Origin of the sequence: Bacillus sp. cl96 (genome assembly GCF_900100505.1) — a bacterium.
GTDB lineage: Bacteria > Bacillota > Bacilli > Bacillales > Bacillaceae_G > Bacillus_A > Bacillus_A cereus.
This window is the reverse complement of sequence record NZ_FNDM01000009.1, coordinates 179,649-206,510: the sequence shown is the minus strand read 5'-3', so window position 1 is coordinate 206,510 and position 26,862 is coordinate 179,649. Positions and strand designations below refer to the sequence as shown.

Genomic DNA, 26,862 nt, shown 5'->3' with positions numbered 1-26,862 from the left:
GTTCTATTATGTGTATACGAATTTAGAAGAATGGTTCATTTGATGAAAAATATGTAAAAATTCTTAGATTCATACTAGTATTGGTACAAGTTTCACTTTTCTATGAGTACATCTTAGTGTAGACTTATACTTGGCGGTAAACTTTACACTCGAAATAGAATTATTTCAAGATAAGCAGTTATTCATAGTTTACTGCGATATTCTTAATTGAATGCTAAATAAAAATAAGAAAAATATAGGGTTAAAAAAGGGAAACGTATAAAGACGTTGAATATTTTTCTTATAAATAGTAAAGTTGCGATTGTTGTTCCATATATTGAGTTGTATGGTATAAATAAAGAAGGAGGTGCCAAAGAATGAACAGCAATGAAATATATGTTAGTCTTGACATCGGTACATCCAATGTTAAAGTCATCATTGGTGAAATGGTTAATGACAGCTTAAACATTATTGGTGTTGGAAATGTAAAATCAAATGGTTTAAAGAAGGGATCGATAGTTGATATAGACGAGACTGTTCGATCAATTAAAAAAGCAATTGAACAAGCTGAGCGCATGGTGGGGATCCACATTGAGCAAGTTGTAGTAGGTGTCAATGCAAACCAGGTACAGCTACTTCCTTGTCACGGAGTAGTCGCTGTTTCAAATGAAGATCGTGAAATCGGGAATGAAGATGTCTTACGCGTTCTAGATGCAGCACAAGTTGTGTCAATTGCTCCAGAACGTGAGTTTATTGATGTGGTACCTCGACAGTTCATCGTAGACGGTCTTGACGAGATTAACGATCCACGCGGGATGATCGGTGTAAGATTAGAAATGGAAGGTACACTTATTACAGGCTCGAGAACTTTACTACATAACCTACTTCGTTGTGTAGAAAAAGCAGGTCTTGAAATTGTTGATATTTGTCTTCAACCTTTAGCGGCTGCAACAGTTGCAATATCTTCAGATGAAAAAAATAGAGGAGTAGCCCTTGTTGATATGGGGGGAGGATCTACAACTTTATCTATTTTTAAAGATGGAGAGTTACAAGCGACAAGCGTATTACCATTAGGTGGAGACCATATAACGAAAGATATTGCGATTGGGTTGAAAACTTCAACAGAAAATGCAGATCAAATTAAGTTGAAATATGGACATGCTTTTTATGATACAGCATCTGAAGAAGAGATGTTTACGGTTCCTATTATGGGAAGTGATCAAACAGAACAATATTCTCAGTTGGAATTATCGGATATAATAGAGGCTCGTGTAGAGGAAATTTTAATGTTTGTTCAAGATGAAGTGCGTAAGTTAGGAGTAAAGCAAGTGGCTTCTGGTTATGTACTAACTGGCGGAATTGCTTCTATGCCAGGTGTTCTTGATCTTGCATATGATATTTTACATGAAAATGTTCGTGTAGCAACTCCTGATTATATTGGTGTGCGTGAGCCCCAATATACAAGTGGAGTTGGATTAATTAAACATTCTTATCAAAAAGCTAAATTACGTGGGAAAAATGTGCAGGAAAAGCAAGAGCATTTTGAACCAGTACCAGCACCAGCACCAACGCCGGTACAACAGCAACCCACGAAACAAAAAACTCGTAATCAAAACAATAATAATCAAAATGATGACCGCATGATGTCAAAAGTAAAACGTGTATTCCGTTATTTATGGGATTAAAATTGGACACGAAAAATGAGGTTCTAGGGGGATTTCGACATGTTAGAGTTTGATACTACTCAAGATCAATTAGCGAATATAAAAGTTATCGGTGTCGGCGGTGGCGGAAACAATGCTGTAAACCGTATGATTGAACACGGTGTACAAGGTGTAGACTTTATCGCTGTGAACACTGATGCACAAGCATTAAATCTATCAAAAGCTGAAACAAAAATGCAAATTGGTGGAAAATTAACGCGTGGACTTGGTGCAGGCGCAAACCCTGAAGTAGGGAAAAAAGCTGCAGAAGAAAGTAAAGAACAGATCCAAGAAGCACTTCGTGGTGCGGATATGGTCTTCGTAACTGCCGGTATGGGCGGTGGAACTGGAACTGGTGCAGCTCCAGTTGTTGCTCAAGTTGCAAAAGAATTAGGTGCTTTAACAGTAGGTGTTGTAACACGTCCATTTACTTTTGAAGGACGTAAGCGTGCGACGCAAGCAGCATCTGGTATTGCAGCATTTAAAGAAAATGTAGATACTCTTATTGTAATTCCAAACGATCGCTTATTAGAGATTGTTGATAAAAATACGCCAATGTTAGAAGCATTCCGTGAAGCTGATAACGTATTACGTCAAGGTGTTCAAGGTATTTCGGATTTAATTGCAACGCCAGGTTTAATTAACTTAGACTTTGCAGACGTAAAGACAATTATGTCTAATAGAGGTTCTGCTTTAATGGGTATTGGTTCTGGTAATGGGGAAAATCGTGCTGCAGAAGCTGCGAAAAAAGCGATTTCTAGCCCATTACTAGAAACATCTATTGATGGAGCTCAAGGTGTTATCATGAACATTACGGGTGGCGCTAACTTAAGCTTATATGAAGTACAAGAAGCGGCAGACATCGTAGCTTCAGCTTCAGATCCAGAAGTAAATATGATCTTCGGTTCTGTTATTAACGAAGGATTAAAAGATGATATCGTTGTAACTGTAATTGCAACTGGTTTTGATGATAGCATTGCAACTCAACCACCAAAACCAATTATTCGTCCGAATGCGAACCACACGCAACAACAGCAACAACCAGTAGCTCAACCTTCAAAACAGCGTGAAGTAAAACGTGAAATGAAGCGTGAAGAGCCAGTTGTACATGAGCGTCATTCAGATTCAGATGATATCGATATTCCAGCATTTTTACGTAACCGTCGTAGACGATAAAAAAAGGAGCTTTCATGCTCCTTTTTATTTTTTATGGAAAAGACCTGCTAAGCAGGTCTTTTTTTATTTCGTATATTTCAATATATTTTGTTTGTGAAAATAAGAGTATATCATTCTATGAATTTGTACTTTTATTTTTTACCGACAGATTATGTCTAGAAATCACAAAATAACAAAAAAACACCTCCGCAAATTGACACACTTTCCTATTGGATATGCATTATACTAGTCTCAACTTGAAAAAAGAGGTGAATTGTTTGGTTGTTTACGCCGACGTTGTTTGGTTGTTAAACGCCTGCATTGATTTTCTTTTGCTTTTATTAACAGCTACCGTGTTAAAAAAGAAAATCAAAAGATGGAGGCTTGTGTTAGGGGCATTTATAGGTTCAACTATTGTTATTTTTGCCTTTACTCCTTTTGCTTCTATGATGACACATCCAATTATGAAACTACTGTACTCGTTACTTATTGTGTATACAGCATTTGGGTTTACGACATTTAGAAATTATACACAAACTGTTTTTACTTTTTACTTTGTAACCTTTATGGTTGGCGGAGGATTAATTGGAACTCATTTCTTTTTGCAAACGAATGAAATGGTAAATGGATTGGTTCAATCTCAGTCAATTTCTTACGGTGATCCAATTAGTTGGTTATTTGTTATTTTTGGTTTTCCAGTAATTTATTATTTTTCTAAAAAGCGTATTGAAAGCGTAGAGGTCACGAAAATACACTATGATCAAATTGTGAAAGTAAAAATTCAATTAGCCGAAGAAGAACTAGAACTCGCAGGTCTTATTGACAGTGGGAACCAACTTTATGACCCATTAACAAAAACACCTGTTATGATTATGCATGTTTCATCATTAGAACATTGCTTACCATCTTGGTTAACAGAACAAATTTATTCCAAAACAGAAATTCCTCAAATACCAGAAAATGATTCTGGTTGGGCGACCAAATTACGCTTAATTCCTTTCCGTGCAGTAGGAGTAGAGAGTCAATTTTTGTGGGCAATTAAGCCTGACAGTGTGCAAGTTGACCATGAAGGTAGTTCTATTGTTGTAAACAAAGTATTAATTGGATTAAATACACAACAGCTGTCTACTAATGGGGAGTATCAATGTATTGTGCATCCAAAAATGTTGATTTCGCAAAAAATGGTGATCGCTTAATAAATGAGAGGCGGGATAATATGATGAAATTAAAATTTTATTTAGTATACCTTTGGTATAAAGTATTGCTGAAATTAGGAATTAAGACCGATGAAATTTATTATATTGGTGGAAGTGAAGCGTTGCCACCACCGTTAACAAAAGAAGAAGAGGAAGTTCTTTTGAATAAATTGCCAAAAGGAGATCAGGCAGCAAGGTCATTACTTATTGAACGTAACTTAAGGCTCGTTGTATATATAGCAAGAAAGTTTGAAAATACAGGGATAAATATTGAAGATTTGATTAGTATAGGAACAATCGGCCTTATTAAAGCGGTAAATACATTTAATCCAGAAAAGAAAATAAAATTAGCAACATATGCATCGCGTTGTATAGAAAATGAAATTTTAATGCATTTACGTCGAAATAACAAAAATCGTTCGGAAGTTTCTTTTGATGAACCACTAAACATTGATTGGGATGGGAATGAACTGTTATTGTCTGACGTGTTAGGTACAGATGATGATATTATTACAAAAGATTTAGAAGCTACTGTAGATCGTCACCTTTTAATGAAAGCATTACACCAATTAAATGATCGTGAAAAACAAATTATGGAACTTCGGTTTGGGCTTGCTGGAGGAGAGGAAAAGACGCAAAAAGATGTGGCTGATATGCTTGGGATTTCACAGTCATACATTTCGCGTTTAGAAAAAAGAATTATAAAAAGATTACGAAAAGAATTTAATAAAATGGTGTAAAGAATAAGACCAGCCGTTATGTAGGCTGGTCTTATTCTATTTAGTTGTATTAGGAAAGATAATTTAAATAATAAATCGTGAAAAAACCACATGCATAAAATCCCCTTCAAAGGAAATACTTTACACTGTACAGCAACTCCCGATAGGAGGGAACACTTTGACGAGAAACAAAGTAGAAATTTGCGGTGTTGATACAGCTAAACTTCCAGTATTAAAAAATGAAGAGATGCGTAAATTATTTCGTGAAATGCAAAGTGGAGAGATAAGCGCAAGAGAAAAATTAGTGAATGGAAACTTACGTCTTGTACTGAGCGTCATCCAAAGATTTAATAACAGAGGAGAATATGTTGACGATTTATTTCAAGTTGGTTGCATCGGACTTATGAAATCAATTGATAATTTTGATTTAGGCCAAAATGTAAAATTTTCAACGTATGCTGTGCCGATGATTATTGGGGAAATACGCAGATATTTGCGTGATAATAATCCGATTCGCGTATCGCGCTCATTGCGAGATATTGCGTATAAAGCTTTGCAAGTAAGAGAAAAATTGATTGCAGAAAATTCAAAAGAACCAACAGCAATGGATATTGCAAAAGTGCTAGAAGTAACTCATGAAGAGATAGTATTTGCTTTAGATGCGATTCAAGATCCAGTTTCATTATTTGAACCGATTTATAATGATGGAGGAGATCCTATCTTTGTTATGGATCAGTTAAGTGATGAAAAACAAAAGGACGAGCAGTGGGTTGAAGAATTAGCATTGAAAGAAGGAATGAAGCGTTTAAATGATAGAGAGAAAATGATTATTAGAAAACGTTTCTTCCAAGGAAAGACACAGATGGAAGTTGCAGAAGAAATTGGGATTTCCCAAGCGCAAGTATCACGTTTAGAGAAGTCAGCCATTAAACAAATGAATAAAACGATTCAAGGATAAGGTCTCACCAATTATGGTGAGACCTTTTTATATGTAATATGGTTTGTGCTCATAGTAGGGGATTAGTGTTCATATAATGAAACTAGCATGGTGTTTCGTATAGGTGGCTTCCTGTAAATATGAGAAACAGTTTCCAATTTGTCATATAAGGGAGAGGATAAAAATGGTGATACGAATTTCAGCGTTACAGATGAAGGATGTTATAAATATTTCAGATGGAAAAAGGATTGGGAATATTGGAGATATTGAAATTGATATGAACACAGGGAAAATTTGTTCTGTTATTATTTCCAAACAGACACGTATGCTAGGTATTTTTGGAAAAGATGTTGAGATTGTAATTCCTTGGAAGGAAATTGTGAAAATTGGGGAAGATGTCATACTTGTAAGAGTAAATCCTGTTAATTCTGTAACAGAATCAATACAAACACCGACAATTTCATAAAGAATATTACAAATTCCTCTTTTTTTTCTGTTAGGATTATGAAAAAATAAAAGTATGGTAAAATAGACAGGAAGTACCATGCTTTTTTCTGTTATTTTAATTAAAAGGAGCCGCTTTATTATGAGAGAACCATTTAAATATGTGGACGGTATACTGTATTTACAAGCGTGGAAAGAACTTGGAAACATTACTGCTGGATTTACGACAAAAGATGGTGGGATAAGTACGGGCTCCTTTCATGCGATGAATTTAGGATTACATGTGAATGATATCGTGGAGAACGTTCATGAAAACAGACGCATTTTAGCAAATAAGTTACAAAAACCATTAGAAAACTGGATTTGCTCTGAACAAGTTCATGCTCATCATGTTGAAAAAGTAGGGCAACAGGAAAAGGGAAGTGGTGTCTATTCATATGAGGACGGCATTTCAAAAACAGATGGCATTTATACGAGTAATGAAGATGTTCTGTTAACGTCTTGTTACGCGGATTGTGTTCCGCTCTATTTTTATGCACCATCACATGGTATGATAGGACTTGCGCATGCTGGATGGAAAGGCACTGTACAAGAGATTGCAAAGGAAATGATTCAAAAGTGGAATGCAGAAGGTATTTCAAGTGATGAAATTCATGTTGCAATTGGGCCGTCGATCGGATCTTGTTGTTATGTTGTGGATGATCGTGTATTAACAGCAGCACAGGAAGTAGTTAGCGGTGCTGTTCCTCATCAAAAAATTTCTGACGGGCAGTACGCAATTAATTTAAAAGAAATTAATCGTATATTATGTGTACAAGCAGGCATAAAAGAAGAGCATATTGTAATGTCATCTCTTTGTACAAGCTGTGAAGAGCAACTATTTTTCTCTCATCGTCGTGATCAAGGTAAGACAGGAAGAATGTTGAGTTTCATAGGTTTTAAGGAGGAAGGAAGCAAGTGACAGTACAAGAAAATTTAGTAATTGTAAATGAAGCTATTAAAGAATCTTGCGCTCGAGCTGGACGTTCGTTGCAAGATATTAAACTTGTTGCAGTTACAAAAACTGTAGGGATTGAAAAAACAAACGAAGTAATTGAAGCTGGAATTATCGATTTAGGTGAAAATAGAAATGAAGGTTTCTTACAGAAATACGAGCATTTCGGTTCAAAAGTTAATTGGCACTTTATTGGCTCATTACAAACGAGAAAAGTAAAAGAAATCATTAATGAAATTGATTATTTACATTCGTTAGATCGTCTTTCGCTGGCGAAAGAAATTCAGAAACGTGCTGATAAGAAAGTGAAATGCTTTATTCAAGTGAAAACCTCATCTGAAGAATCGAAGCAAGGATTGGCAATAGAAGAGGTTGTTTCTTTTATTCAAAGTTTGCAAGAATTCGATAAAATTGAAGTGGTTGGACTAATGACGATGGCTCCATTTACAGAAGAAGAGGAAGAAATCAGACGCTGTTTTAAGGAATTACGTATGCTGCAAACAGAGGTGCAGGAGCTAGAGTTATTACATGCGCCATGTAAAGAATTATCAATGGGAATGTCCAACGATTACACAATTGCAATTGAAGAAGGGGCTACATATATTCGTTTGGGAACGATTTTAGTAGGAAAAGCGTAAAAGGAAGGAGAATCTTATTATGAGTTGGTCAAAAGTAAAATACTTCTTTTTTGATACACCGGAAGAAAAAGAAGCAGCTCAATATGGTTATGAAAAGGAGCAAACAGACATGAAAAAGCAGCAAGATCCACCAGAACAACAAGACGTTACGTTTCCGAAAGCGCAACCGAAGCAAAATGTTGTGAGTATTGAAACAGCAAAACAATCTTCAAAAGTTGTTTTATTAGAACCACGCACATATTCGGAAGCACAAGGGATTGCGGACCACTTAAAAGGTAGACGAGCTGTTGTAATTAATTTGCAGAGAATGTCTACTGATCAAGCGGTACGTATCGTTGACTTTTTAAGTGGTACTGTATACGCTATAGGCGGGGACATTCAAAAAATAGGGCCGAAAACATTTATGTGTACACCTGAAAATGTAGATATTGTTGGTGCGATTTCAGAGTTATTCGGTGAAGAAGAAGAAACAAATATAAAGAGGTGGTAATACGCCATGACAACAGTTTTTATAGTGTTAAGTTATGCTATCGAGATTTACTCGTGGGCACTTATTATTTACATTCTCCTATCATGGTTTCCTGGTGCAAAGGAATCATCTTTTGGAGAGTTCCTGGCACGTATTTGTGAACCGTATTTAGAACCATTCCGCCGCTTTATTCCGCCGCTTGGAATGATTGATATTTCTCCAATCGTTGCGATCTTTGCGTTGAAACTTGCTAAAACTGGTTTGTTCAGTTTATTAAGCTATTTCTTATAGTAAGAAGGTAAATACATGAGCATCTACGAACATTTTAGGCCTGATGAGGAGGTCTTTGTGGATAAAGTGCTAGAGTGGAAGCGAGCGGCGGAGTACCATCAAGTGAAGTTAACTGATTTTCTTGATCCTAGGCAACAACAAATTGTTTCTATGGTAATAGGACAAGGTGATGTTGCTGTACAATTTGGTGGTGCAACGCCTAATGCAGAGCGTAAAAGAGCACTTATTTATCCAGACTATCTAGAATTAAATGAAGAAGAATTTCAAGTAGAAGTATTAGAAATTGACTATCCTTCCAAGTTTTATACGCTAGAACATAGGCAAATATTAGGTACATTTATGTCTCTTGGTTTAACAAGAGAAAAATGTGGTGATATTTTGCTGCAAGAAAATCGTGCCCAAATTGTAGTTGCGAAAGAAATTGTATCGTATATTGAGATGAACTTACAATCAATAGGGAAAGTAAAAGTCTCTTTAGCGTCAGTGCAAGGAGAACAAATTCTACAGATAGATGAAACGTGGGGAGAGAAATCTGGAACGGTTTCTTCACTTCGTTTAGATGTTATGTTAGCTGAAATGTTACATTTATCTAGACAGAAAGTACAACCTTTCATAAAAAATGGTTTAGTAAAAGTCAATTGGAAAACAGTGGAGCAAACTTCTTATGAATGCTATCCAGGAGATGTTTTTTCTGTTAGAGGGTATGGCCGAAGTAAATTATTTTCTGTAGAAGGTAGAACAAAACGCGACAAATGGAGAATTTTGTATGGTATACTAAAATGATTGGTTTTTTAGAAGGAAATCCTCCTATTTTGTCGAAGAAAAGATATAATTGAAAGAGGAAATTTAGATAACTACTTGGAGGTGGCGTTGTGCCGTTAACACCATTAGATATTCATAACAAAGAATTTGGTCGCGGATTCCGTGGCTATGATGAAGATCAAGTAAATGAGTTTCTTGATCAAATTATCAAAGATTATGAATTGGTCATTCGTGAGAAAAAAGCTTTAGAAGAAAAAGTTGCGCAGTTAGAAGGGAAGTTAGATCATTTCTCTAATATTGAAGATACGTTAAACAAATCTATCGTCGTTGCACAAGAAGCAGCGGAAGAAGTAAAACGTAATGCGCAAAAAGAAGCGAAATTAATTGTGCGTGAAGCTGAAAAGAATGCTGATCGTATTATTAACGAAGCATTAGTAAAATCAAGAAAAGTTGCTTTTGATATTGAAGAGCTAAAGAAACAAGCGAAAGTATTCCGAACTCGTTTCCGTATGTTATTAGAAACACAGCTTGAGATGTTAAACAACGATGATTGGGATAAACTAATTGAATTAGAAGACGAAGTAGATGAACTGTTGAAAAAAGAAGAAACAGTGTAAGCTTGACGTTTTTCTCATTATTACATATAATTTTAAACAACATATTTATTAAGAAAAACGAAGATAGGGATAAGTACCTTTTCAAACCTTATATAGCGAACTGAGGATGGTGTAAGCTCAGGATAAGGAGATAGTGGGAATATCACCCTGGAGTTCCGCGCTGAACAAATAGAGTAAGCGTAGGCGTGTATTCGCGTTAAGAATATAAAGAGGATTCTATACATATGTATATGATCTACTAGGGTGGTACCGCGGGAGACTTTCTCGTCCCTTTTTGGGATGAGAAGGTCTCTTTTTTATTCCGTTTTTTAAGTGTTTCTTTTATACATGTAAGGAGGAATTGAGCATGGAGTACAAAAATACATTACTGATGCCAAAAACAGAGTTCCCAATGCGTGGGAATTTACCAAAACGTGAGCCTGCAATGCAAGAAAAATGGGCTGAAATGAATATTTACGAAAAAGTACAAGAACATACAAAAGGACGTCCTTTATTTGTATTGCATGATGGACCTCCATATGCGAATGGTGACATTCATATGGGACATGCATTAAATAAAGTATTAAAAGACTTTATTGTTCGTTATAAATCAATGACTGGTTTTAGTGCGCCATATGTTCCAGGATGGGATACGCACGGTTTACCAATTGAACAAGCTTTAACAAATAAAGGTGTAAAACGTAAAGAAATGACAGTTGCTGAGTTCCGTAAGTTATGTGCAGAGTATGCATATGAACAAGTAGAACGTCAACGTGAACAATTTAAGCGTCTAGGTGTACGTGCAGATTGGGATAATCCATATATTACTTTAGAGCCAGCTTATGAAGCACAACAAATCAAAGTGTTTGGTGACATGGCGAAAAAAGGTTATATCTATAAAGGTCAAAAACCAGTTTACTGGTCTCCAACGAGTGAATCTGCTTTAGCGGAAGCTGAAATTGAATATCAAGATAAAAAATCAGCATCTATTTACGTAGCATTCCCTGTAAAAGATGGAAAGAACGTATTAGAAGGTGATGAAAAGTACATCATTTGGACAACGACACCTTGGACATTACCTGCAAACTTAGGTATTTCTGTTCACCCAGAGCTTGAATATAGCATTGTAAAAGTAAACGATGAGAAGTATATCATTGCTTCTGAGCTGTTTGAGACAGTTGCAAAAACGTTAGAGTGGGAAAATGCTGAAGTTGTGAAAACAGTAAAAGGTAGCGAACTTGAGTACACAGTTGCAAAACATCCATTCTACGATCGTGATTCATTAGTTATGCTAGGAGACCACGTAACAACAGATGCAGGTACAGGTTGTGTTCATACAGCACCAGGACACGGGGAAGATGACTTCGTTGTTGGTAAAAAGTATGGATTAGAAGTACTTTGCCCAGTCGATGATAAAGGTGTATTAACAAATGAGGCACCTGGATTTGAAGGCTTATTCTATGATAAAGCTAATAAACCAATTACAGAAAAATTAGAAGAAGTAGGCGCGTTACTGAAACTAACATTCATTACACATTCATACCCACATGATTGGAGAACGAAAAAGCCAATTATTTTCCGTGCGACAGCACAGTGGTTTGCATCTATTGAAGCATTCCGTAAAGAATTAATAGAAGCTGTAGCAGAAACAAAATGGGTACCAGCATGGGGAGAAACTCGTCTTCATAATATGGTTCGTGACCGTGGTGACTGGTGTATTTCTCGTCAGCGTGCATGGGGTGTGCCAATTCCGGTATTCTATGCTGAGAATGGTGATCCAATTATTACGGATGAAACAATTAACCATGTAGCAGATTTATTCCGTGAACACGGTTCTAACGTATGGTTCGAGCGTGAAGCGAAAGATCTATTACCAGAAGGATTTACACATCCAGGTAGCCCAAATGGCGAATTCCGTAAAGAAACAGACATCATGGATGTATGGTTCGATTCAGGTTCTTCTCACCAAGCGGTATTAGAAGAGCGCGAAGATTTACAGCGTCCAGCTGATTTATATTTAGAAGGATCTGACCAGTATCGTGGTTGGTTTAACTCTTCATTATCAACAGCAGTTGCTGTAACAGGTAAAGCTCCATATAAAGGCGTACTAAGTCACGGTTTCGTACTAGATGGTGAAGGACGTAAGATGAGTAAGTCGATTGGAAACATTGTCGTACCGAAGAAAATTATGGATCAATTAGGCGGAGACATTTTACGCTTATGGGTATCTTCTGTTGACTATCAATCTGACGTACGTATTTCAGATGATATTTTAAAACAAGTAGCAGAAGTGTATCGTAAAATCCGTAACACATTCCGTTTCTTATTAGGAAACTTAGACGACTTTAAGCCAAGTGAAAATGCAGTAGCTGTAGCTGAACTTCGTGAAGTAGATCGTTACATGTTAGTGAAATTAAATGACTTAATTACAAAAGTTAAAGAAGCATATGAGACATACGACTTCGCTGCTGTGTATCATGCAATTCATAACTTCTGTACAATTGATTTAAGTTCATTCTATTTAGACTTTGCAAAAGACATTTTATATATTGAAGGTGCAAACCACGAAGATCGTCGTGCGATTCAAACTGTATTATATGATGTTCTTGTTGCGTTAACGAAACTTGTAACACCAATCTTACCGCATACAGCTGATGAAGTATGGCCATACATTCCAGGCGTAACAGAAGAAAGTGTACAATTAACTGATATGCCAGAAGCTGTACAATTAGATGACGCGGAAGCGTTAAAAACAAAATGGGATGCATTTATGACATTACGTGATGACGTGTTAAAAGCACTAGAAGTAGCTCGTAATGAAAAAGTAATCGGTAAGTCATTAAATGCAAGCATTACGCTATATCCAACTGCAGAAATGAAAGCTATGTTAGAGTCTATTAGCGAAGACTTAAAGCAATTATTCATCGTTTCTGAGTATAAACTTGGTGGTATGATGGATGAAGCGCCAGCAGATGCACCGAAGTATGAACATACAGCGGTTGTTGTTGCTCAAGCAACTGGTGAAACATGTGAACGTTGTTGGGTAGTTTCAGAAACAATTGGTAAAGATGCTGAACATGAAACATTATGTGAGCGTTGTGCAACAGTTGTTAAAGAAAACTATGTAAAATAATAAAAAAAGCTGACTGCTATTGATGCAGTCAGTTTTTTTGTTTATGGCATATCAAAATCACTTTCAGACTCTTTCCTGTGAAGGAAAAATGTGTGTGAGGTAAGCAAATAAATTTCGGACACACTAACTGTACATTACAGCTAGGAGGAATGTACACGTGAATGAAATTTACATGGAAATAAAAGAAGAATTGCAATTGATGAGAAAAGAGTTGCAAGAGAGACTAGCTAAAGAAGTAATGCACAAATATGATGTCGAGTTCAGCCAAGAGCTTGGATATGAAATTAAGGAAGAGATAAAGAAAAAATTGCTATTACATGATATAAAAGAGGATTTAAAGGATGTAGAACGCGCATTATTTAAAATGGAAATAGACATGTATGGTATTTGTGAAGAGACGGGGAGATTAATTTCGACAAAGCAAATGAAGACAATGCCGACTGCCCGTACGATTCATGAATTCTTTTATGAAAAGGTAAATGTATGAATACGCACAACGATATTATATTACCTTTTTTTAATTTATTTTATTCTTCTATAAAGGTTCATTGTGAAAAGGTAGCAGCTATGCTAAAATTTTGAGGTACACTGTCTTTGTGGGGGAAATGAAAATGATATATTATGTAATAGCGTTATTCGTCATTGCTATCGATCAAATATCGAAGTGGTTAATTGTAAAGAACATGGAATTGGGTACGAGTATTCCGATTATCGACAATGTATTATACATAACATCACATCGAAATAGAGGCGCTGCTTGGGGTATTTTAGAAAATAAAATGTGGTTCTTCTACATTATTACAGTTGTTTTTGTAGTGTTTATTGTATTTTATATGAAAAAGTATGCGAAAACAGACAGGCTTCTAGGTATTTCGTTAGGCCTAATTTTGGGCGGGGCAATTGGTAACTTTATTGATCGTGTATTTAGACAAGAAGTAGTGGATTTCATTCACGTGTATATTTTCTCGTACAACTATCCAGTATTCAATATAGCTGATTCAGCATTATGTATTGGTGTTGTATTAATTATTATTCAAACATTATTAGAAGGCAAGAAAGCGAAGGAGTAATTGAATGAGTGAAGTAGTACAAGTAACAGTTGTAGCAGAGCAAAAAAACGAGCGAATTGATAAATTCGTTGCAGGGATAAATAACGAATGGTCACGTACGCAAGTGCAGCAATGGATTAAAGATAACGTTGTGACAGTAAACGGGAAAGCGGTAAAAGGGAATTATAAAGTAAAAGAAGAAGATGAAATTACAGTAACAATTCCTGAACCAGAAGAGTTAGATATTCAACCAGAGGATTTAAATTTAGAAATTTATTATGAAGATGCAGATGTGCTTGTTGTAAATAAGCCACGTGGTATGGTTGTACATCCAGCACCAGGGCATACAAGTGGTACACTTGTAAATGGCCTTATGCATCATTGTACAGACTTATCAGGCATTAACGGTGTAATGCGTCCAGGTATCGTGCATCGTATTGATAAAGATACATCTGGACTATTAATGGTTGCTAAAAATGATATGGCACATGAATCGCTTGTGAATCAGCTTGTAGCAAAAACAGTAACGAGACGTTACAAAGCGATTGTACACGGTGTGATTCCGCATGATAAGGGAACGATTGATGCTCCGATTGCTCGTGATAAGAAAGAGCGTCAAAGTATGACAGTTGATGAAAATGGTAAGAACGCTGTTACGCACTTCCAAGTGTTAGAACGCTTTAAAGACTTTACACTTGTAGAATGTCGCTTAGAAACGGGACGTACGCACCAAATTCGTGTTCATATGAAATATATTGGCTATCCACTTGCAGGAGATCCGAAGTATGGTCCGAAGAAAACGTTAGATATGAATGGACAAGCACTTCATGCGGGTATTTTAGGCTTTGATCATCCTCGTACGGGTGAATATATTCAGTTTGAGGCACCGATTCCAGAAGTGTTTGAAGACGCATTAAATATTTTACGAAAATAGTATTGACAAATCATAAGAAAACTGAGATACTGACAACAGTTAAATAATGATCCTTTAACACAGCCCCGTGAGGTTGAGAAGGTAACGGTTTGAAATACTTAGGGTATGTTGTACCCTTTTTTCAAAAGTCCTCTCGCACACGCTGAGAGGACTTTTTTTATACCATTACTCTCACGCAAGAAAAAAGCTTGGAGGTGTAGAGCATGCAAGAGAAAGCTGTCGTTTTAGATGACCAAATGATTCGCCGCGCTTTAACACGAATTAGTCATGAAATCGTGGAACGAAATAAAGGTGTCGATAATTGTGTTCTTGTCGGAATTAAAACTCGTGGAATTTTTATTGCACAACGTTTGGCAGAACGAATTGGTCAAATTGAAGGAAAAGAAATGGAAGTTGGAGAGTTAGACATTACGTTATATCGTGATGATTTAACACTACAATCGAAAAATAAAGAACCACTTGTAAAAGGTTCTGATATCCCTGTAGATATTACGAAGAAAAAAGTTATCCTTGTGGATGACGTATTATATACAGGAAGAACAGTTCGAGCAGCAATGGATGCTCTTATGGATTTAGGTAGACCATCTCAAATCCAATTGGCGGTTCTTGTTGATAGAGGTCATCGCGAATTACCAATTCGCGCTGATTATGTAGGGAAGAATATTCCAACATCAAGTGAAGAGCGTATCGAAGTTGATTTGCAAGAGACAGATCAACAAGATCGAGTAAGCATATACGATAAGTAAAGCCCTTTTAAATGTAGTCCTGTGAGGCTGCCAAAGGGTCTTGGCTTTCATATGTCAAATTTGGCATACGAAAGTGTAGGACTCTTTGTGCACAGGCACAAAGAGTTTTTTTATTGCAAAGATTTAAACTGAAGGAGGATGTAACAATGGAACAAAAGCCAGTGTTAGACGTTAATGAAGTACCGAAACCGGGAAAATGGTTATTTTTAAGTATACAACATTTGTTCGCGATGTTTGGATCAACAGTGCTTGTTCCGTTTTTAACAGGATTGAATCCATCAGTAGCATTAATATCAAGTGGATTAGGAACGTTAGCATTCCTTCTTATAACGAAAGGTCAAGTACCTGCTTATCTAGGATCATCATTCGCCTTTATCGCACCGATTATAACAGCGAAAACGGCAGGTGGACCGGGAGCGGCAATGCTTGGTGGTTTGCTAGCAGGACTTGTGTACATCTTAATCTCACTCGGAATTAAGAAATCAGGATCAGAGTGGATTATGAAATTACTACCACCAATCGTAGTTGGTCCAGTAGTAATGGTAATCGGTCTAGCTTTAGCACATACAGCAGTTAACATGGCGATGAACGGTGCGGATGGCAAATATAGCTTTACACACTTTTCAGTAGCGTTAGTAACATTAGCAATTACAATCATATGCTCGATATTTGGAAGAGGATTTTTCAGTATCATACCAGTGTTACTTGGCATTATCGGCGGATATATCTTCGCTTACTTCCAAGGGCTAGTAGACTTAAAGCCGGTAGCTGAGGCAAAATGGTTTGTTGTACCAGATTTCACAGTACCATTTGTAACATACACACCAGAGTTTTCATGGAAGATTGTACTCTTGATGGTACCAGTTGCACTAGTAACAATATCAGAACATATCGGACATCAAATTGTTCTTGGAAATGTTATTAAAAGAGATTTAATTGAAAAACCAGGTTTACACCGTTCAATCTTCGGTGACGGAGTAGCAACATTAATCGCGTCACTAATCGGTGGGCCACCGAATACAACGTATGGTGAAAACATCGGTGTGCTAGCAATTACGAGAGCATACAGTGTATACTTATTCATCGGTTCAGCAGTATTCGCAATCATGTTCGGATTTATCGGTAAGATTTCTGCACTGATTCATTCGATCCCAACACCAGTTATGGGTGGTGTATCAATCTTACTATTCGGTGTAATCGCATCAAGCGGATTACGCATGATGGTAGATGATAAAACAGATTTAAGTGACAAACGAAACTTAATGATTGCATCAGTAATATTAGTAATCGGTATTGGTGGAGCGGTACTTCACGTAGGAGAATCATTCCAAGTAGAAGGAATGGCACTAGCAGCAATTGTAGGTGTACTGTTAAATCTACTACTACCGGAAACGAAACAAATAAAACAATCTAAGCAGATTGCTTCATAATAATAACCTTTTAATTCAGTCCTGTGAGACCGGAAAGGGTGGCTTCTTTCTTGCACCCTAGTCTCACACGATTAGGGTATTTTTATGCAAAGGTTGTTATAAAAATTCAAAAGTGGTAACATAAAAATCAGAAAGATGAGGGATGAAGATGAGCCATTTGTTAACGATGAGTGAATTATCGGAAGTAGAAATTTCAGAAATCCTAAAAGATGCAGAAGATTTTGCGAATGGAAAAGAGAGCAAAACGACAGAGCAAACTTTTGTTGCGAACTTGTTCTTTGAGAATAGTACGAGAACGAGATTTAGCTTTGAAGTTGCTGAGAAGAGATTAGGACTTGATGTTTTAAACTTTTCAGCTGATGCATCTAGCGTACAAAAAGGAGAAACTCTATACGATACGATAAGAACACTAGAATCAATCGGAACAAAAGCAGTGGTCATCCGCCACGAGCAAGATCGCTACTTCGATGAATTAAAAGATCAGGTGAATATTCCAATCTTAAATGCTGGAGATGGATGCGGAAACCACCCAACACAGTGCCTACTGGACCTTCTTACAATTAAACAAGAGTTTGGAAGATTTGAAGGTTTGAAGATTGCAATAGTAGGAGATGTTCGTCATAGCCGAGTAGCACGTTCTAATGCAGAAGCATTAACGAAGCTTGGTGCAACAATTTACTTTGCAAGTCCAGAAGAGTGGAAAGATGAAGACAACACATTTGGAACATACAAACCATTAGATGAACTTGTTCCAGAAGTTGATGTAATGATGTTACTCCGTGTACAACATGAGCGTCATGATCATTATGAAACAGACATTATGAAAGAATATCATGAGAAACACGGATTAACAGTAGAAAGAGAAAAGCGTATGAAAGAAGGAAGCATTATTATGCATCCAGCTCCTGTAAACCGTGATGTTGAAATTGCAAGTGAACTTGTTGAGTGTGAGCGTTCACGTATATTTAAACAAATGGAAAATGGAGTTTACGTAAGAATGGCTGTACTAAAACGCGCCTTACCAAATGTATTAGGAGGAATGAAACATGAATTATTTGTTTAAAAATGGTCGTTATATGAATGAAGAAGGAAAAATCGTAGCAACGGATCTTCTCGTACAAGACGGTAAAATCGCTAAGGTAGCAGAAAATATTACGGCAGATAATGCTGAAGTAATCGATGTGAACGGAAAGTTAATCGCACCTGGATTAGTAGATGTACACGTACATCTTCGTGAACCAGGTGGTGAACATAAAGAAACAATTGAAACAGGTACACTAGCAGCGGCAAAAGGTGGATTCACTACAATTTGCGCAATGCCAAATACACGCCCGGTACCAGATTGCAGAGAACATATGGAAGACTTGCAAAAACGTATTGAAGAAAAAGCTCATGTTAACGTACTACCATACGGAGCAATTACAGTACGTCAAGCTGGTTCTGAAATGACAGATTTCGAAACATTAAAAGAACTTGGAGCATTTGCTTTCACAGATGACGGCGTAGGCGTACAAGATGCGAGCATGATGTTAGCGGCTATGAAACGTGCAGCAAAATTAGATATGGCAGTAGTTGCGCACTGTGAAGAGAATACGCTTATTAATAAAGGTTGTGTACATGAAGGGAAGTTTTCTGAGAAACACGGATTAAACGGTATCCCATCAGTATGTGAATCTGTACATATTGCAAGGGATATACTGCTTGCTGAAGCAGCAGATTGCCACTATCACGTATGTCATGTAAGTACGAAAGGTTCTGTACGTGTAATCCGTGATGCGAAACGCGCTGGAATTAAAGTAACAGCAGAAGTAACACCGCATCACCTAGTGTTATGTGAAGATGATATCCCATCAGCTGATCCTAACTTTAAAATGAACCCACCGCTTCGTGGAAAAGAAGACCATGCAGCATTAATTGAAGGTTTATTAGATGGAACGATCGATATGATCGCAACTGACCATGCACCGCATACAGCGGAAGAGAAAGCACAAGGAATTGAAAGAGCACCGTTTGGAATTACTGGTTTTGAAACAGCATTCCCGCTTCTATACACAAACCTTGTGAAAAAGGGAGTTATTACGCTAGAACAGTTAATTCAATTCTTAACAGAAAAGCCAGCTGATACATTCGGCTTAGAAGCAGGTCGCCTAAAAGAAGGTAGAGCAGCTGATATTACAATCATTGATTTAGAACAAGAAGAAGAGATTGACCCAACAACATTCTTATCAAAAGGAAAAAATACACCATTCGCAGGTTGGAAATGCCAAGGATGGCCGGTAATGACAATCGTTGGTGGTAAGATCGCATGGCAAAAGGAGAGTGCATTAGTATGAAAAGACAACTTATCTTAGAAGATGGAACAGTATTAATTGGAACAGGTTTCGGAGGCGAAATCGAAAAGTCAGGTGAGGTTGTATTTACAACAGGAATGACTGGATATCAAGAAACATTATCTGATCCATCATATTGCGGTCAAATCGTAACATTCACGTACCCATTAATCGGAAACTACGGCATTAACCGTGACGATTTTGAATCCATTCACCCATCTGTAAATGGTTTAATCGTAAACGAAATTTGTGATCACCCATCAAACTTCCGTAATGAAATTTCGTTAAATGATTACTTGAAAGAAAGAAATATCCCAGGATTAGCAGGGATTGATACGAGAAAATTAACGAGAAAAATTCGTCAATACGGTACATTACGTGGACGCCTTTGTAACATGGATGCAGATGTAGAGTACATTGTAAGCCAATTAAAAGCGACAGTATTTACAGATCATGTAAAACGCGTATCAACGAAAGATCCATACCCAAGCCCAGGTCGTGGTCACCGAGTTGTACTAGTAGACTTCGGTATGAAACATGGTATTTTACGAGAATTAAATAAGCGTGACTGTGATGTAATTGTAGTTCCTTACAACACAACAGCGGAAGAAATTTTACGCCTTAGCCCAGATGGAATTATGTTAAGTAATGGACCTGGAGATCCGAAAGATGTACCAGAAGCAATTGAAATGTTAAAAGACATTATCGGTAAAGTTCCTTTATTCGGAATTTGCCTAGGACATCAATTGTTCGCTCTAGCATCAGGTGCAAATACAAGTAAGTTGAAATTTGGTCACCGTGGTTTAAACCATCCAGTAAAAAATCTTGCAACTGGAAAAGTAGCAATTACATCTCAAAACCACGGATACGCAGTAGAAGAAGAATCAGTTGAAAATACAGATCTTGAAATTACACATGTTGCTTTAAACGATGGAACGGTAGAAGGTCTTCGTCATAAGAAGTTCCCGGCATTTACAGTACAATACCATCCAGAAGCTTCAGCGGGACCAGAAGATGCAAATGATTTATTCGAAGATTTCTTAACAATGATTGAAAACTTCAAGAAAGAAGGGGAAGAGTTATGCCAAAACGCCTAGACATTAACACAATTTTAGTAATCGGATCAGGACCAATTGTAATTGGGCAAGCAGCGGAGTTTGACTACTCTGGTACACAAGCTTGTCAATCTCTTAAAGAGGAAGGTTACAAAGTAATCCTTGTTAACTCTAACCCAGCAACAATTATGACGGATACTGCAACAGCAGATAAAGTATACATCGAGCCATTAACATTAGAATTCGTAAGCCGTATTATTCGTAAAGAACGTCCTGATGCAATCCTACCAACATTAGGTGGTCAAACAGGTTTAAACATGGCTGTTGAACTTGCAAAATCAGGCGTACTTGACGAGTGCGGAGTTGAAATTTTAGGAACAAAATTATCAGCAATCGAGCAAGCGGAAGATCGTGATTTATTCCGTACATTAATGCAAGATTTAAATGAACCAACACCACCAAGTGAAATTATTCATAACCTTGATGAAGCATATGGATTTGTAAACGAAATTGGTTACCCAGTAATCGTTCGACCAGCGTTCACATTAGGAGGAACGGGCGGCGGAATTTGTCATAACGAAGAAGAGCTAATTGAAATCGTAACAAGTGGTTTAAAACATAGCCCAGTAACACAATGTTTATTAGAGAAAAGTATTGCTGGCTGTAAAGAAATTGAATACGAAGTAATGCGTGATTCAAATGATAACGCGATTGTAGTGTGTAACATGGAAAATATCGATCCAGTTGGTGTTCATACAGGTGATTCAATCGTTGTAGCACCGAGCCAAACGCTAAGCGACCGTGAATACCAAATGTTACGTAACACGTCATTACGAATTATTCGTGCACTAGGAATTGAAGGTGGATGTAACGTTCAGCTTGCACTAGATCCATATAGCTTCCAATACTATGTAATCGAAGTAAATCCACGTGTAAGTCGTTCATCTGCACTAGCATCTAAAGCAACTGGATATCCAATTGCGAAATTAGCAGCAAAAATTGCAGTCGGCTTAACGTTAGATGAAATCGTAAACCCAGTAACACAAAAAACTTACGCTTGCTTCGAGCCAGCGTTAGACTATGTTGTTTCAAAAATTCCACGTTGGCCGTTTGATAAGTTTGAATCAGCGAACAGAACGCTTGGAACACAAATGAAAGCAACTGGTGAAGTTATGTCAATCGGACGTAACTTAGAAGAATCATTACTAAAAGCAGTTCGTTCTTTAGAGCTTGGCATTTATCACTTAGAATTAGACCACTTAAAAGAACTTGATAAAGAAACGATGAAAAAACGTATCATTAAAGCGGATGATGAACGACTGTTTATTGTAGCAGAAGCAATTCGCCAAGGTGTAACGAAAGAAGAAATCAATGAATGGTGTGAAATGGACTTCTTCTTCTTACAAAAAGTTGAAAACATCGTAAATATGGAACGTGAAGTAAAAGCGAATGTAGGAAATATGGAAGTACTACAAACTGCAAAAGAAATGGGCTTCAGCGATCACTACATTGCAGCAGCTTGGAACAAAACGGAGCGCGAAATTTACGATATGCGTAAAGAAAATAATATGATGCCAGTATTCAAAATGGTAGATACTTGTGCGGCAGAGTTTGAATCTGCAACGCCATATTACTACAGCACATATGCGGACGAAAATGAATCGATTGTAACAGATCGTAAGAGTGTAGTAGTTCTAGGATCTGGTCCGATCCGTATTGGTCAAGGTGTTGAGTTTGATTACGCAACAGTTCACTCAGTATGGGCAATTAAAGAAGCTGGATATGAAGCAATTATCATTAACAACAACCCAGAAACAGTTTCAACAGACTTCAGTATTTCTGACAAATTATACTTTGAACCATTAACGATTGAAGATGTAATGCATATTATCGATTTAGAAAAACCAGAAGGTGTTATCGTTCAGTTCGGTGGACAAACGGCAATTAACTTAGCAGCGAAACTAGAAGAACACGGTGTGAAAATTTTAGGAACATCACTTGAAGACTTAGACCGTGCAGAAGATCGTGATAAATTCGAAGCTGCTTTAACAAAACTTGGCATCCCGCAACCAGTTGGTAAAACAGCAACGACTGTAGAACAAGCGGTAGCAATCGCAGAAGAAATTGGTTACCCAGTATTAGTAAGACCATCTTACGTACTAGGTGGACGTGCGATGGAAATCGTATATCGTCAAGAAGAACTACTGCACTACATGAAAAATGCAGTTAAAGTTCATGCAGATCACCCAGTATTAATCGACCGTTACATGGTTGGTAAAGAAATTGAAGTAGATGCAATTTCCGATGGTGAGAATGTATTCATTCCAGGTATTATGGAACATATTGAACGCGCTGGAGTTCACTCTGGTGACTCAATTGGAGTATATCCACCACAAAGTTTATCTGAAAAACTAAAAGAACAAATCATTGAACATACAATTGCACTTGGAAAAGGATTAAACATTGTTGGATTACTAAATATCCAGTTTGTAGTATTCAAAGATCAAGTGTACGTAATTGAAGTAAATCCACGTGCAAGCCGTACAGTACCGTTCTTAAGTAAAATTACAGGCGTACCGATGGCGAATGTTGCAACGAAAGTTATTTTAGGGCAAGACCTAGTAGAGCAAGGATACGGAACTGGCTATCACCCAGAAGAGAAAGAAGTATATGTAAAAGCTCCGGTATTCTCATTCGCGAAACTACGCTCAGTTGATACAACATTAGGACCTGAAATGAAATCAACAGGGGAAGTAATGGGTAAAGACTTAACGCTTGAAAAAGCATTATATAAAGGATTAGTTGCTTCTGGAATTAACATCCCAACGCACGGCTCAGTAATCATTACTGTAGCGGATAAAGATAAAGAAGAGGCGATGGAAATTGCAAAACGTTTCCACGAAATCGGCTATAACTTATTAGCAACAGCTGGAACAGCACAATCATTAGAAGAGCAAAATATCCCAGTACAAGTTGTAAACAAAATTGATTCTGAAGACTACAACTTACTAGATATTATCCGTCAAGGAAAAGCACAGTTTGTAATTAACACATTAACAAAAGGTAAACAACCAGCGCGTGATGGTTTCCGCATTCGCCGTGAATCAGTAGAAAATGGTGTGGCTTGCTTAACATCACTTGATACAACAAGAGCAATCTTACGAGTATTAGAATCTATGACATTCTCAGCTCATTCAATGAAAGAAATTACGCAAACAAAGCGTCACGAGGTGGTACATGCATGATGCAAAAGCAAAATATGATCGTCGTTAACCAAAAAGAAATCGCAAAAAATATTTACGAATTAGTGCTTCAAGGAACGTTAGTACAGCAAATGAACGAACCAGGGCAGTTTGTACACATTAAGGTAGCAGAGGGCATTGCGCCCCTTCTGCGCCGCCCAATTAGTATTTGTAATGTAGATCAAGAGAAGAACGAATTTACAATGCTATATCGTGCCGAAGGACAAGGGACAAAAACATTAGCAACTAGAAAACAAGGTGAAATGGTAGATGTACTAGGACCATTAGGACACGGTTTTCCTGTAGAAGAAGCAGAAGCTGGTCAAACAGCTTTACTAGTAGGTGGGGGAATTGGTGTACCACCACTTTATGAATTATCACAGCGCCTCGTTGCAAAAGGTGTACGTGTTATTCACATCTTAGGCTTTCAAACGAAAGATGTAGTTTTCTATGAAGAAAAATTTGCAGAACTTGGTGATACGTACGTTGCGACAGTAGACGGTACACACGGTACAAAAGGATTTGTCACAGATGTAATTGATAATTACGGAATTGACTTTGATATTCTTTATTCATGTGGTCCGCTAGCGATGCTTCGTGCATTAGAAGGACGTTACAAAGAGAAAAAAGCCTATATTTCATTAGAAGAACGTATGGGCTGTGGTATTGGAGCTTGTTTCGCATGTGTATGCCACTTACAAGAAGATCCAAGTGGACATTCTTACAAGAAGGTGTGTAGCGACGGACCAGTATTTCCAATCGGGGAGGTTGTACTATGAACAGATTGCAAGTTGAATTACCAGGATTATCATTAAAAAATCCAATTATACCGGCATCTGGATGCTTTGGGTTTGGTCGTGAATATGCACAGTTTTACGATTTAAGTGTACTAGGATCAATCATGATTAAAGCGACGACAGAACAACCACGTTATGGAAATCCAACGCCTCGTGTTGCTGAAACACCAGGGGGCATGCTAAATGCAATCGGACTTCAAAACCCGGGATTAGACAAAGTAATGAATTCGGAATTACCATGGTTAGAACAATTTGACCTTCCAATTATTGCAAACGTTGCAGGCTCACAAGCTGAGGATTACGTAGCGGTTGCGAAGGAAATTTCGAAAGCGCCTAATGTCCATGCACTAGAATTAAACATTTCTTGTCCGAACGTAAAAACAGGTGGTATCGCCTTTGGTACAAATCCTGAAATTGCTGCTGATTTAACGAAGCGAGTAAAAGAGGTTTCTGAAGTACCTGTATACGTGAAATTGTCACCGAACGTGGCAAACATAGTAGAAATTGCAAAAGCGATTGAAAATGCAGGTGCAGATGGTTTAACGATGATTAATACATTGCTTGGTATGCGTCTAGATTTAAAAACAGCTAAACCAATTTTAGCAAACCGTACAGGCGGATTATCAGGTCCTGCGATTAAGCCAGTAGCAATTCGCATGGTACATGAAGTAAGCCAAGCGGTTAACATTCCAATTATCGGAATGGGTGGTATTGAAACAGCTGAAGATGTAATTGAATTCTTCTATGCTGGCGCAAGCGCAGTTGCAGTAGGTACAGCGAACTTTATCGATCCGTTCGTATGTCCGACAATTATTGAAGAGTTACCAGCATTATTAGATGAATTAGGATTTGATCACATTTCGGAATGTCAAGGAAGGAGCTGGAAGCAAACATGTCACAGTCGTTAATCGTTGCACTAGATTTTCCAGGGAAACAAGAAGTAGAACAATTCTTACACCACTTTGAAGGGGAAGAGTTATTTGTCAAAGTAGGTATGGAGTTATTTTACAAAGAAGGCCCTGCGATTATTACGTACTTAAAAGAAAAGGGACATAAGATCTTCTTAGATTTAAAACTTCATGATATTCCGAATACAGTAAAAAGCGCTATGCGTAGCCTAGCTAGTCTAGATGTTGATATGGTAAATGTTCATGCTGCTGGGGGAAGCAGCATGATGAAAGCTGCGATTGAGGGATTAGAGGAAGGTAAGCAAGAAGGAAAAGAGAGACCGATTTGTATTGCAGTTACACAACTAACAAGCACTTCGGAAGCTATGATGAAAAAAGAGATCGGTATTGAGAAAACGTTAGAAGAAGCGGTTGCTCATTATGCAAAATTAACGAAAGAAAGTGGACTTGATGGCGTTGTTTGTTCAACACTTGAAGTTCCAAAATTACGTGAAGTATGCGGAAATGAATTTGTAACAGTAACACCGGGGATTCGTCTTGCAAGCGATGATGTAAATGACCAAGTGCGCGTAGCAACACCGAAACGTGCGAGGGAACTTGGCTCAAGCTACATCGTAGTTGGACGTAGTATTACAAAAGCAGAAAATCCGCTTGAAGCGTATAAAACAGTAAAACAACAGTGGGAAGGTGTAACAGTATGAAAAAAGAAATCGCATCGCATTTATTAGAAATTGGAGCAGTATTTTTACAACCGAATGATCCATTCACTTGGTCTTCAGGTATGAAATCACCAATTTATTGTGATAACCGTTTAACTTTATCTTATCCAAAAGTACGTCAAGCGATTGCAGCTGGATTAGAAGAGTTAATTAAAGAGCACTTCCCAACTGTAGAAATTATTGCAGGAACAGCAACTGCTGGTATTGCGCACGCTGCATGGGTAAGCGATCGTATGGATTTACCAATGTGCTACGTACGTAGTAAAGCAAAAGGTCACGGTAAAGGGAACCAAATCGAAGGAAAAGCTGAAAAAGGTCAAAAAGTCGTAGTAGTAGAAGACTTAATTTCAACTGGCGGTAGTGCAATTACATGTGTAGAAGCACTTCGCGAAGCTGGATGTGAAGTATTAGGAATCGTATCAATCTTCACATATGAGTTAGAAGCAGGAAAAGAAAAACTAGAAGCAGCTAACGTAGCATCATATTCTTTAAGTGATTACAGTGCATTAACTGAAGTTGCAGCAGAAAAAGGTATGATTGGACAAGCTGAAACGAAAAAATTACAAGAGTGGCGTAAAAATCCAGCTAACGAAGCTTGGATCACAGCGTAACACGAAAAAAGACGACCGCGGGGGA

26 protein-coding genes and 1 other annotated feature are annotated in these 26,862 nt (G+C 37.5%); all 26 genes read left to right on the top strand.

The genetic code is table 11. From position 1 onward, the window contains the following. Positions 1–356 precede the first annotated feature (356 nt). The 26 genes from ftsA to pyrE all read left to right on the top strand — a co-directional run bounded on the left by ftsA (position 357) and on the right by pyrE (position 26,837). Positions 357–1,664, top strand: coding sequence for a cell division protein FtsA (gene ftsA, locus BLT20_RS20020; protein WP_001087558.1), 1,308 nt, complete (start codon positions 357–359; stop codon positions 1,662–1,664). Positions 1,665–1,703: 39 nt separating this feature from the next. Continuing rightward, positions 1,704–2,858 (top strand): cell division protein FtsZ, encoded by a 1,155-nt coding sequence (ftsZ, locus tag BLT20_RS20015; RefSeq protein ID WP_000888984.1) that lies wholly within the window; start codon positions 1,704–1,706, stop codon positions 2,856–2,858. Positions 2,859–3,115: 257 nt separating this feature from the next. Continuing rightward, positions 3,116–4,033 carry a sigma-E processing peptidase SpoIIGA gene (gene spoIIGA / locus BLT20_RS20010; RefSeq protein ID WP_000261982.1) on the top strand — a complete coding sequence of 306 codons (918 nt, stop codon included), beginning with the start codon at positions 3,116–3,118 and terminating at the stop codon, positions 4,031–4,033. A gap of 20 nt (positions 4,034–4,053) precedes the next feature. Next, positions 4,054–4,773: an RNA polymerase sporulation sigma factor SigE gene (sigE, locus tag BLT20_RS20005; protein ID WP_000976948.1), complete on the top strand. Its 720-nt coding sequence runs from the start codon at positions 4,054–4,056 to the stop codon at positions 4,771–4,773. Between the two features lie 157 nt (positions 4,774–4,930). Continuing rightward, on the top strand, positions 4,931–5,710 hold the full coding sequence (gene sigG, locus BLT20_RS20000) for an RNA polymerase sporulation sigma factor SigG (protein ID WP_000197755.1): 780 nt from the start codon (positions 4,931–4,933) through the stop codon (positions 5,708–5,710). Positions 5,711–5,873: 163 nt separating this feature from the next. Further along, positions 5,874–6,155 (top strand): YlmC/YmxH family sporulation protein, encoded by a 282-nt coding sequence (locus BLT20_RS19995; RefSeq protein ID WP_000236744.1) that lies wholly within the window; start codon positions 5,874–5,876, stop codon positions 6,153–6,155. A 120-nt stretch (positions 6,156–6,275) separates the two neighbouring features. After that, on the top strand, positions 6,276–7,094 hold the full coding sequence (pgeF, locus tag BLT20_RS19990; RefSeq protein ID WP_001209008.1) for a peptidoglycan editing factor PgeF: 819 nt from the start codon (positions 6,276–6,278) through the stop codon (positions 7,092–7,094). Continuing rightward, a complete protein-coding gene (locus tag BLT20_RS19985; protein WP_000218005.1) occupies positions 7,091–7,765 on the top strand; it encodes a YggS family pyridoxal phosphate-dependent enzyme in 675 nt (224 codons plus the stop codon). The genes pgeF and BLT20_RS19985 overlap by 4 nt, the downstream gene beginning before the upstream one ends. Before the next feature lie 19 nt (positions 7,766–7,784). Further along, entirely contained in the window at positions 7,785–8,255 is a 471-nt protein-coding gene (locus BLT20_RS19980; RefSeq protein WP_000119129.1) for a cell division protein SepF, read from the top strand. Positions 8,256–8,261: 6 nt separating this feature from the next. Further along, the gene (locus BLT20_RS19975; protein WP_000214233.1) at positions 8,262–8,525 is read left to right on the top strand and encodes a YggT family protein; all 264 of its coding nucleotides are present in this window, start codon (positions 8,262–8,264) and stop codon (positions 8,523–8,525) included. A gap of 15 nt (positions 8,526–8,540) precedes the next feature. Continuing rightward, positions 8,541–9,308 (top strand): YlmH family RNA-binding protein, encoded by a 768-nt coding sequence (locus tag BLT20_RS19970; protein WP_002164454.1) that lies wholly within the window; start codon positions 8,541–8,543, stop codon positions 9,306–9,308. 89 nt (positions 9,309–9,397) lie between these two features. Next, the gene (gene divIVA, locus BLT20_RS19965; RefSeq protein WP_001131611.1) at positions 9,398–9,904 is read left to right on the top strand and encodes a septum site-determining protein DivIVA; all 507 of its coding nucleotides are present in this window, start codon (positions 9,398–9,400) and stop codon (positions 9,902–9,904) included. 51 nt (positions 9,905–9,955) lie between these two features. Then, positions 9,956–10,179, top strand: a binding site (T-box leader). Between the two features lie 71 nt (positions 10,180–10,250). Next, positions 10,251–13,016: an isoleucine--tRNA ligase gene (gene ileS2, locus BLT20_RS19960; RefSeq protein WP_000455951.1), complete on the top strand. Its 2,766-nt coding sequence runs from the start codon at positions 10,251–10,253 to the stop codon at positions 13,014–13,016. 157 nt (positions 13,017–13,173) lie between these two features. After that, on the top strand, positions 13,174–13,503 hold the full coding sequence (locus tag BLT20_RS19955; protein ID WP_001002956.1) for a TraR/DksA C4-type zinc finger protein: 330 nt from the start codon (positions 13,174–13,176) through the stop codon (positions 13,501–13,503). Positions 13,504–13,627: 124 nt separating this feature from the next. Then, the gene (gene lspA / locus BLT20_RS19950) at positions 13,628–14,086 is read left to right on the top strand and encodes a lipoprotein signal peptidase LspA (RefSeq protein WP_000642185.1); all 459 of its coding nucleotides are present in this window, start codon (positions 13,628–13,630) and stop codon (positions 14,084–14,086) included. 4 nt (positions 14,087–14,090) lie between these two features. After that, entirely contained in the window at positions 14,091–14,999 is a 909-nt protein-coding gene (locus BLT20_RS19945; protein WP_000005853.1) for an RluA family pseudouridine synthase, read from the top strand. A 203-nt stretch (positions 15,000–15,202) separates the two neighbouring features. After that, positions 15,203–15,745 (top strand): bifunctional pyrimidine operon transcriptional regulator/uracil phosphoribosyltransferase, encoded by a 543-nt coding sequence (pyrR, locus tag BLT20_RS19940; protein ID WP_001156491.1) that lies wholly within the window; start codon positions 15,203–15,205, stop codon positions 15,743–15,745. A gap of 146 nt (positions 15,746–15,891) precedes the next feature. Continuing rightward, positions 15,892–17,175 (top strand): uracil permease, encoded by a 1,284-nt coding sequence (gene uraA, locus BLT20_RS19935; protein WP_000435928.1) that lies wholly within the window; start codon positions 15,892–15,894, stop codon positions 17,173–17,175. Positions 17,176–17,323: 148 nt separating this feature from the next. Next, complete coding sequence (pyrB, locus tag BLT20_RS19930) at positions 17,324–18,238, top strand: aspartate carbamoyltransferase (RefSeq protein ID WP_000018849.1); 915 nt, start codon at positions 17,324–17,326, stop codon at positions 18,236–18,238. Next, positions 18,222–19,508 (top strand): dihydroorotase, encoded by a 1,287-nt coding sequence (gene pyrC, locus BLT20_RS19925; RefSeq protein WP_001108367.1) that lies wholly within the window; start codon positions 18,222–18,224, stop codon positions 19,506–19,508. Before pyrB ends, pyrC begins: the two co-directional genes overlap by 17 nt. Continuing rightward, the gene (locus BLT20_RS19920; RefSeq protein ID WP_000828680.1) at positions 19,505–20,602 is read left to right on the top strand and encodes a carbamoyl phosphate synthase small subunit; all 1,098 of its coding nucleotides are present in this window, start codon (positions 19,505–19,507) and stop codon (positions 20,600–20,602) included. Before pyrC ends, BLT20_RS19920 begins: the two co-directional genes overlap by 4 nt. After that, positions 20,587–23,805: a carbamoyl-phosphate synthase large subunit gene (gene carB, locus BLT20_RS19915; RefSeq protein ID WP_001126101.1), complete on the top strand. Its 3,219-nt coding sequence runs from the start codon at positions 20,587–20,589 to the stop codon at positions 23,803–23,805. The genes BLT20_RS19920 and carB overlap by 16 nt, the downstream gene beginning before the upstream one ends. Beyond that, complete coding sequence (gene pyrK, locus BLT20_RS19910; RefSeq protein ID WP_000983359.1) at positions 23,802–24,581, top strand: dihydroorotate oxidase B electron transfer subunit; 780 nt, start codon at positions 23,802–23,804, stop codon at positions 24,579–24,581. The genes carB and pyrK overlap by 4 nt, the downstream gene beginning before the upstream one ends. Continuing rightward, on the top strand, positions 24,578–25,507 hold the full coding sequence (gene pyrD, locus BLT20_RS19905) for a dihydroorotate oxidase B catalytic subunit (protein WP_001081049.1): 930 nt from the start codon (positions 24,578–24,580) through the stop codon (positions 25,505–25,507). The genes pyrK and pyrD overlap by 4 nt, the downstream gene beginning before the upstream one ends. Beyond that, positions 25,492–26,208, top strand: a complete 717-nt coding sequence (gene pyrF / locus BLT20_RS19900; protein ID WP_000083510.1) for an orotidine-5'-phosphate decarboxylase — start codon at positions 25,492–25,494, stop codon at positions 26,206–26,208. Before pyrD ends, pyrF begins: the two co-directional genes overlap by 16 nt. Beyond that, positions 26,205–26,837: an orotate phosphoribosyltransferase gene (gene pyrE, locus BLT20_RS19895; protein ID WP_000711440.1), complete on the top strand. Its 633-nt coding sequence runs from the start codon at positions 26,205–26,207 to the stop codon at positions 26,835–26,837. Before pyrF ends, pyrE begins: the two co-directional genes overlap by 4 nt. The last annotated feature ends 25 nt before the right edge of the window (positions 26,838–26,862 follow it).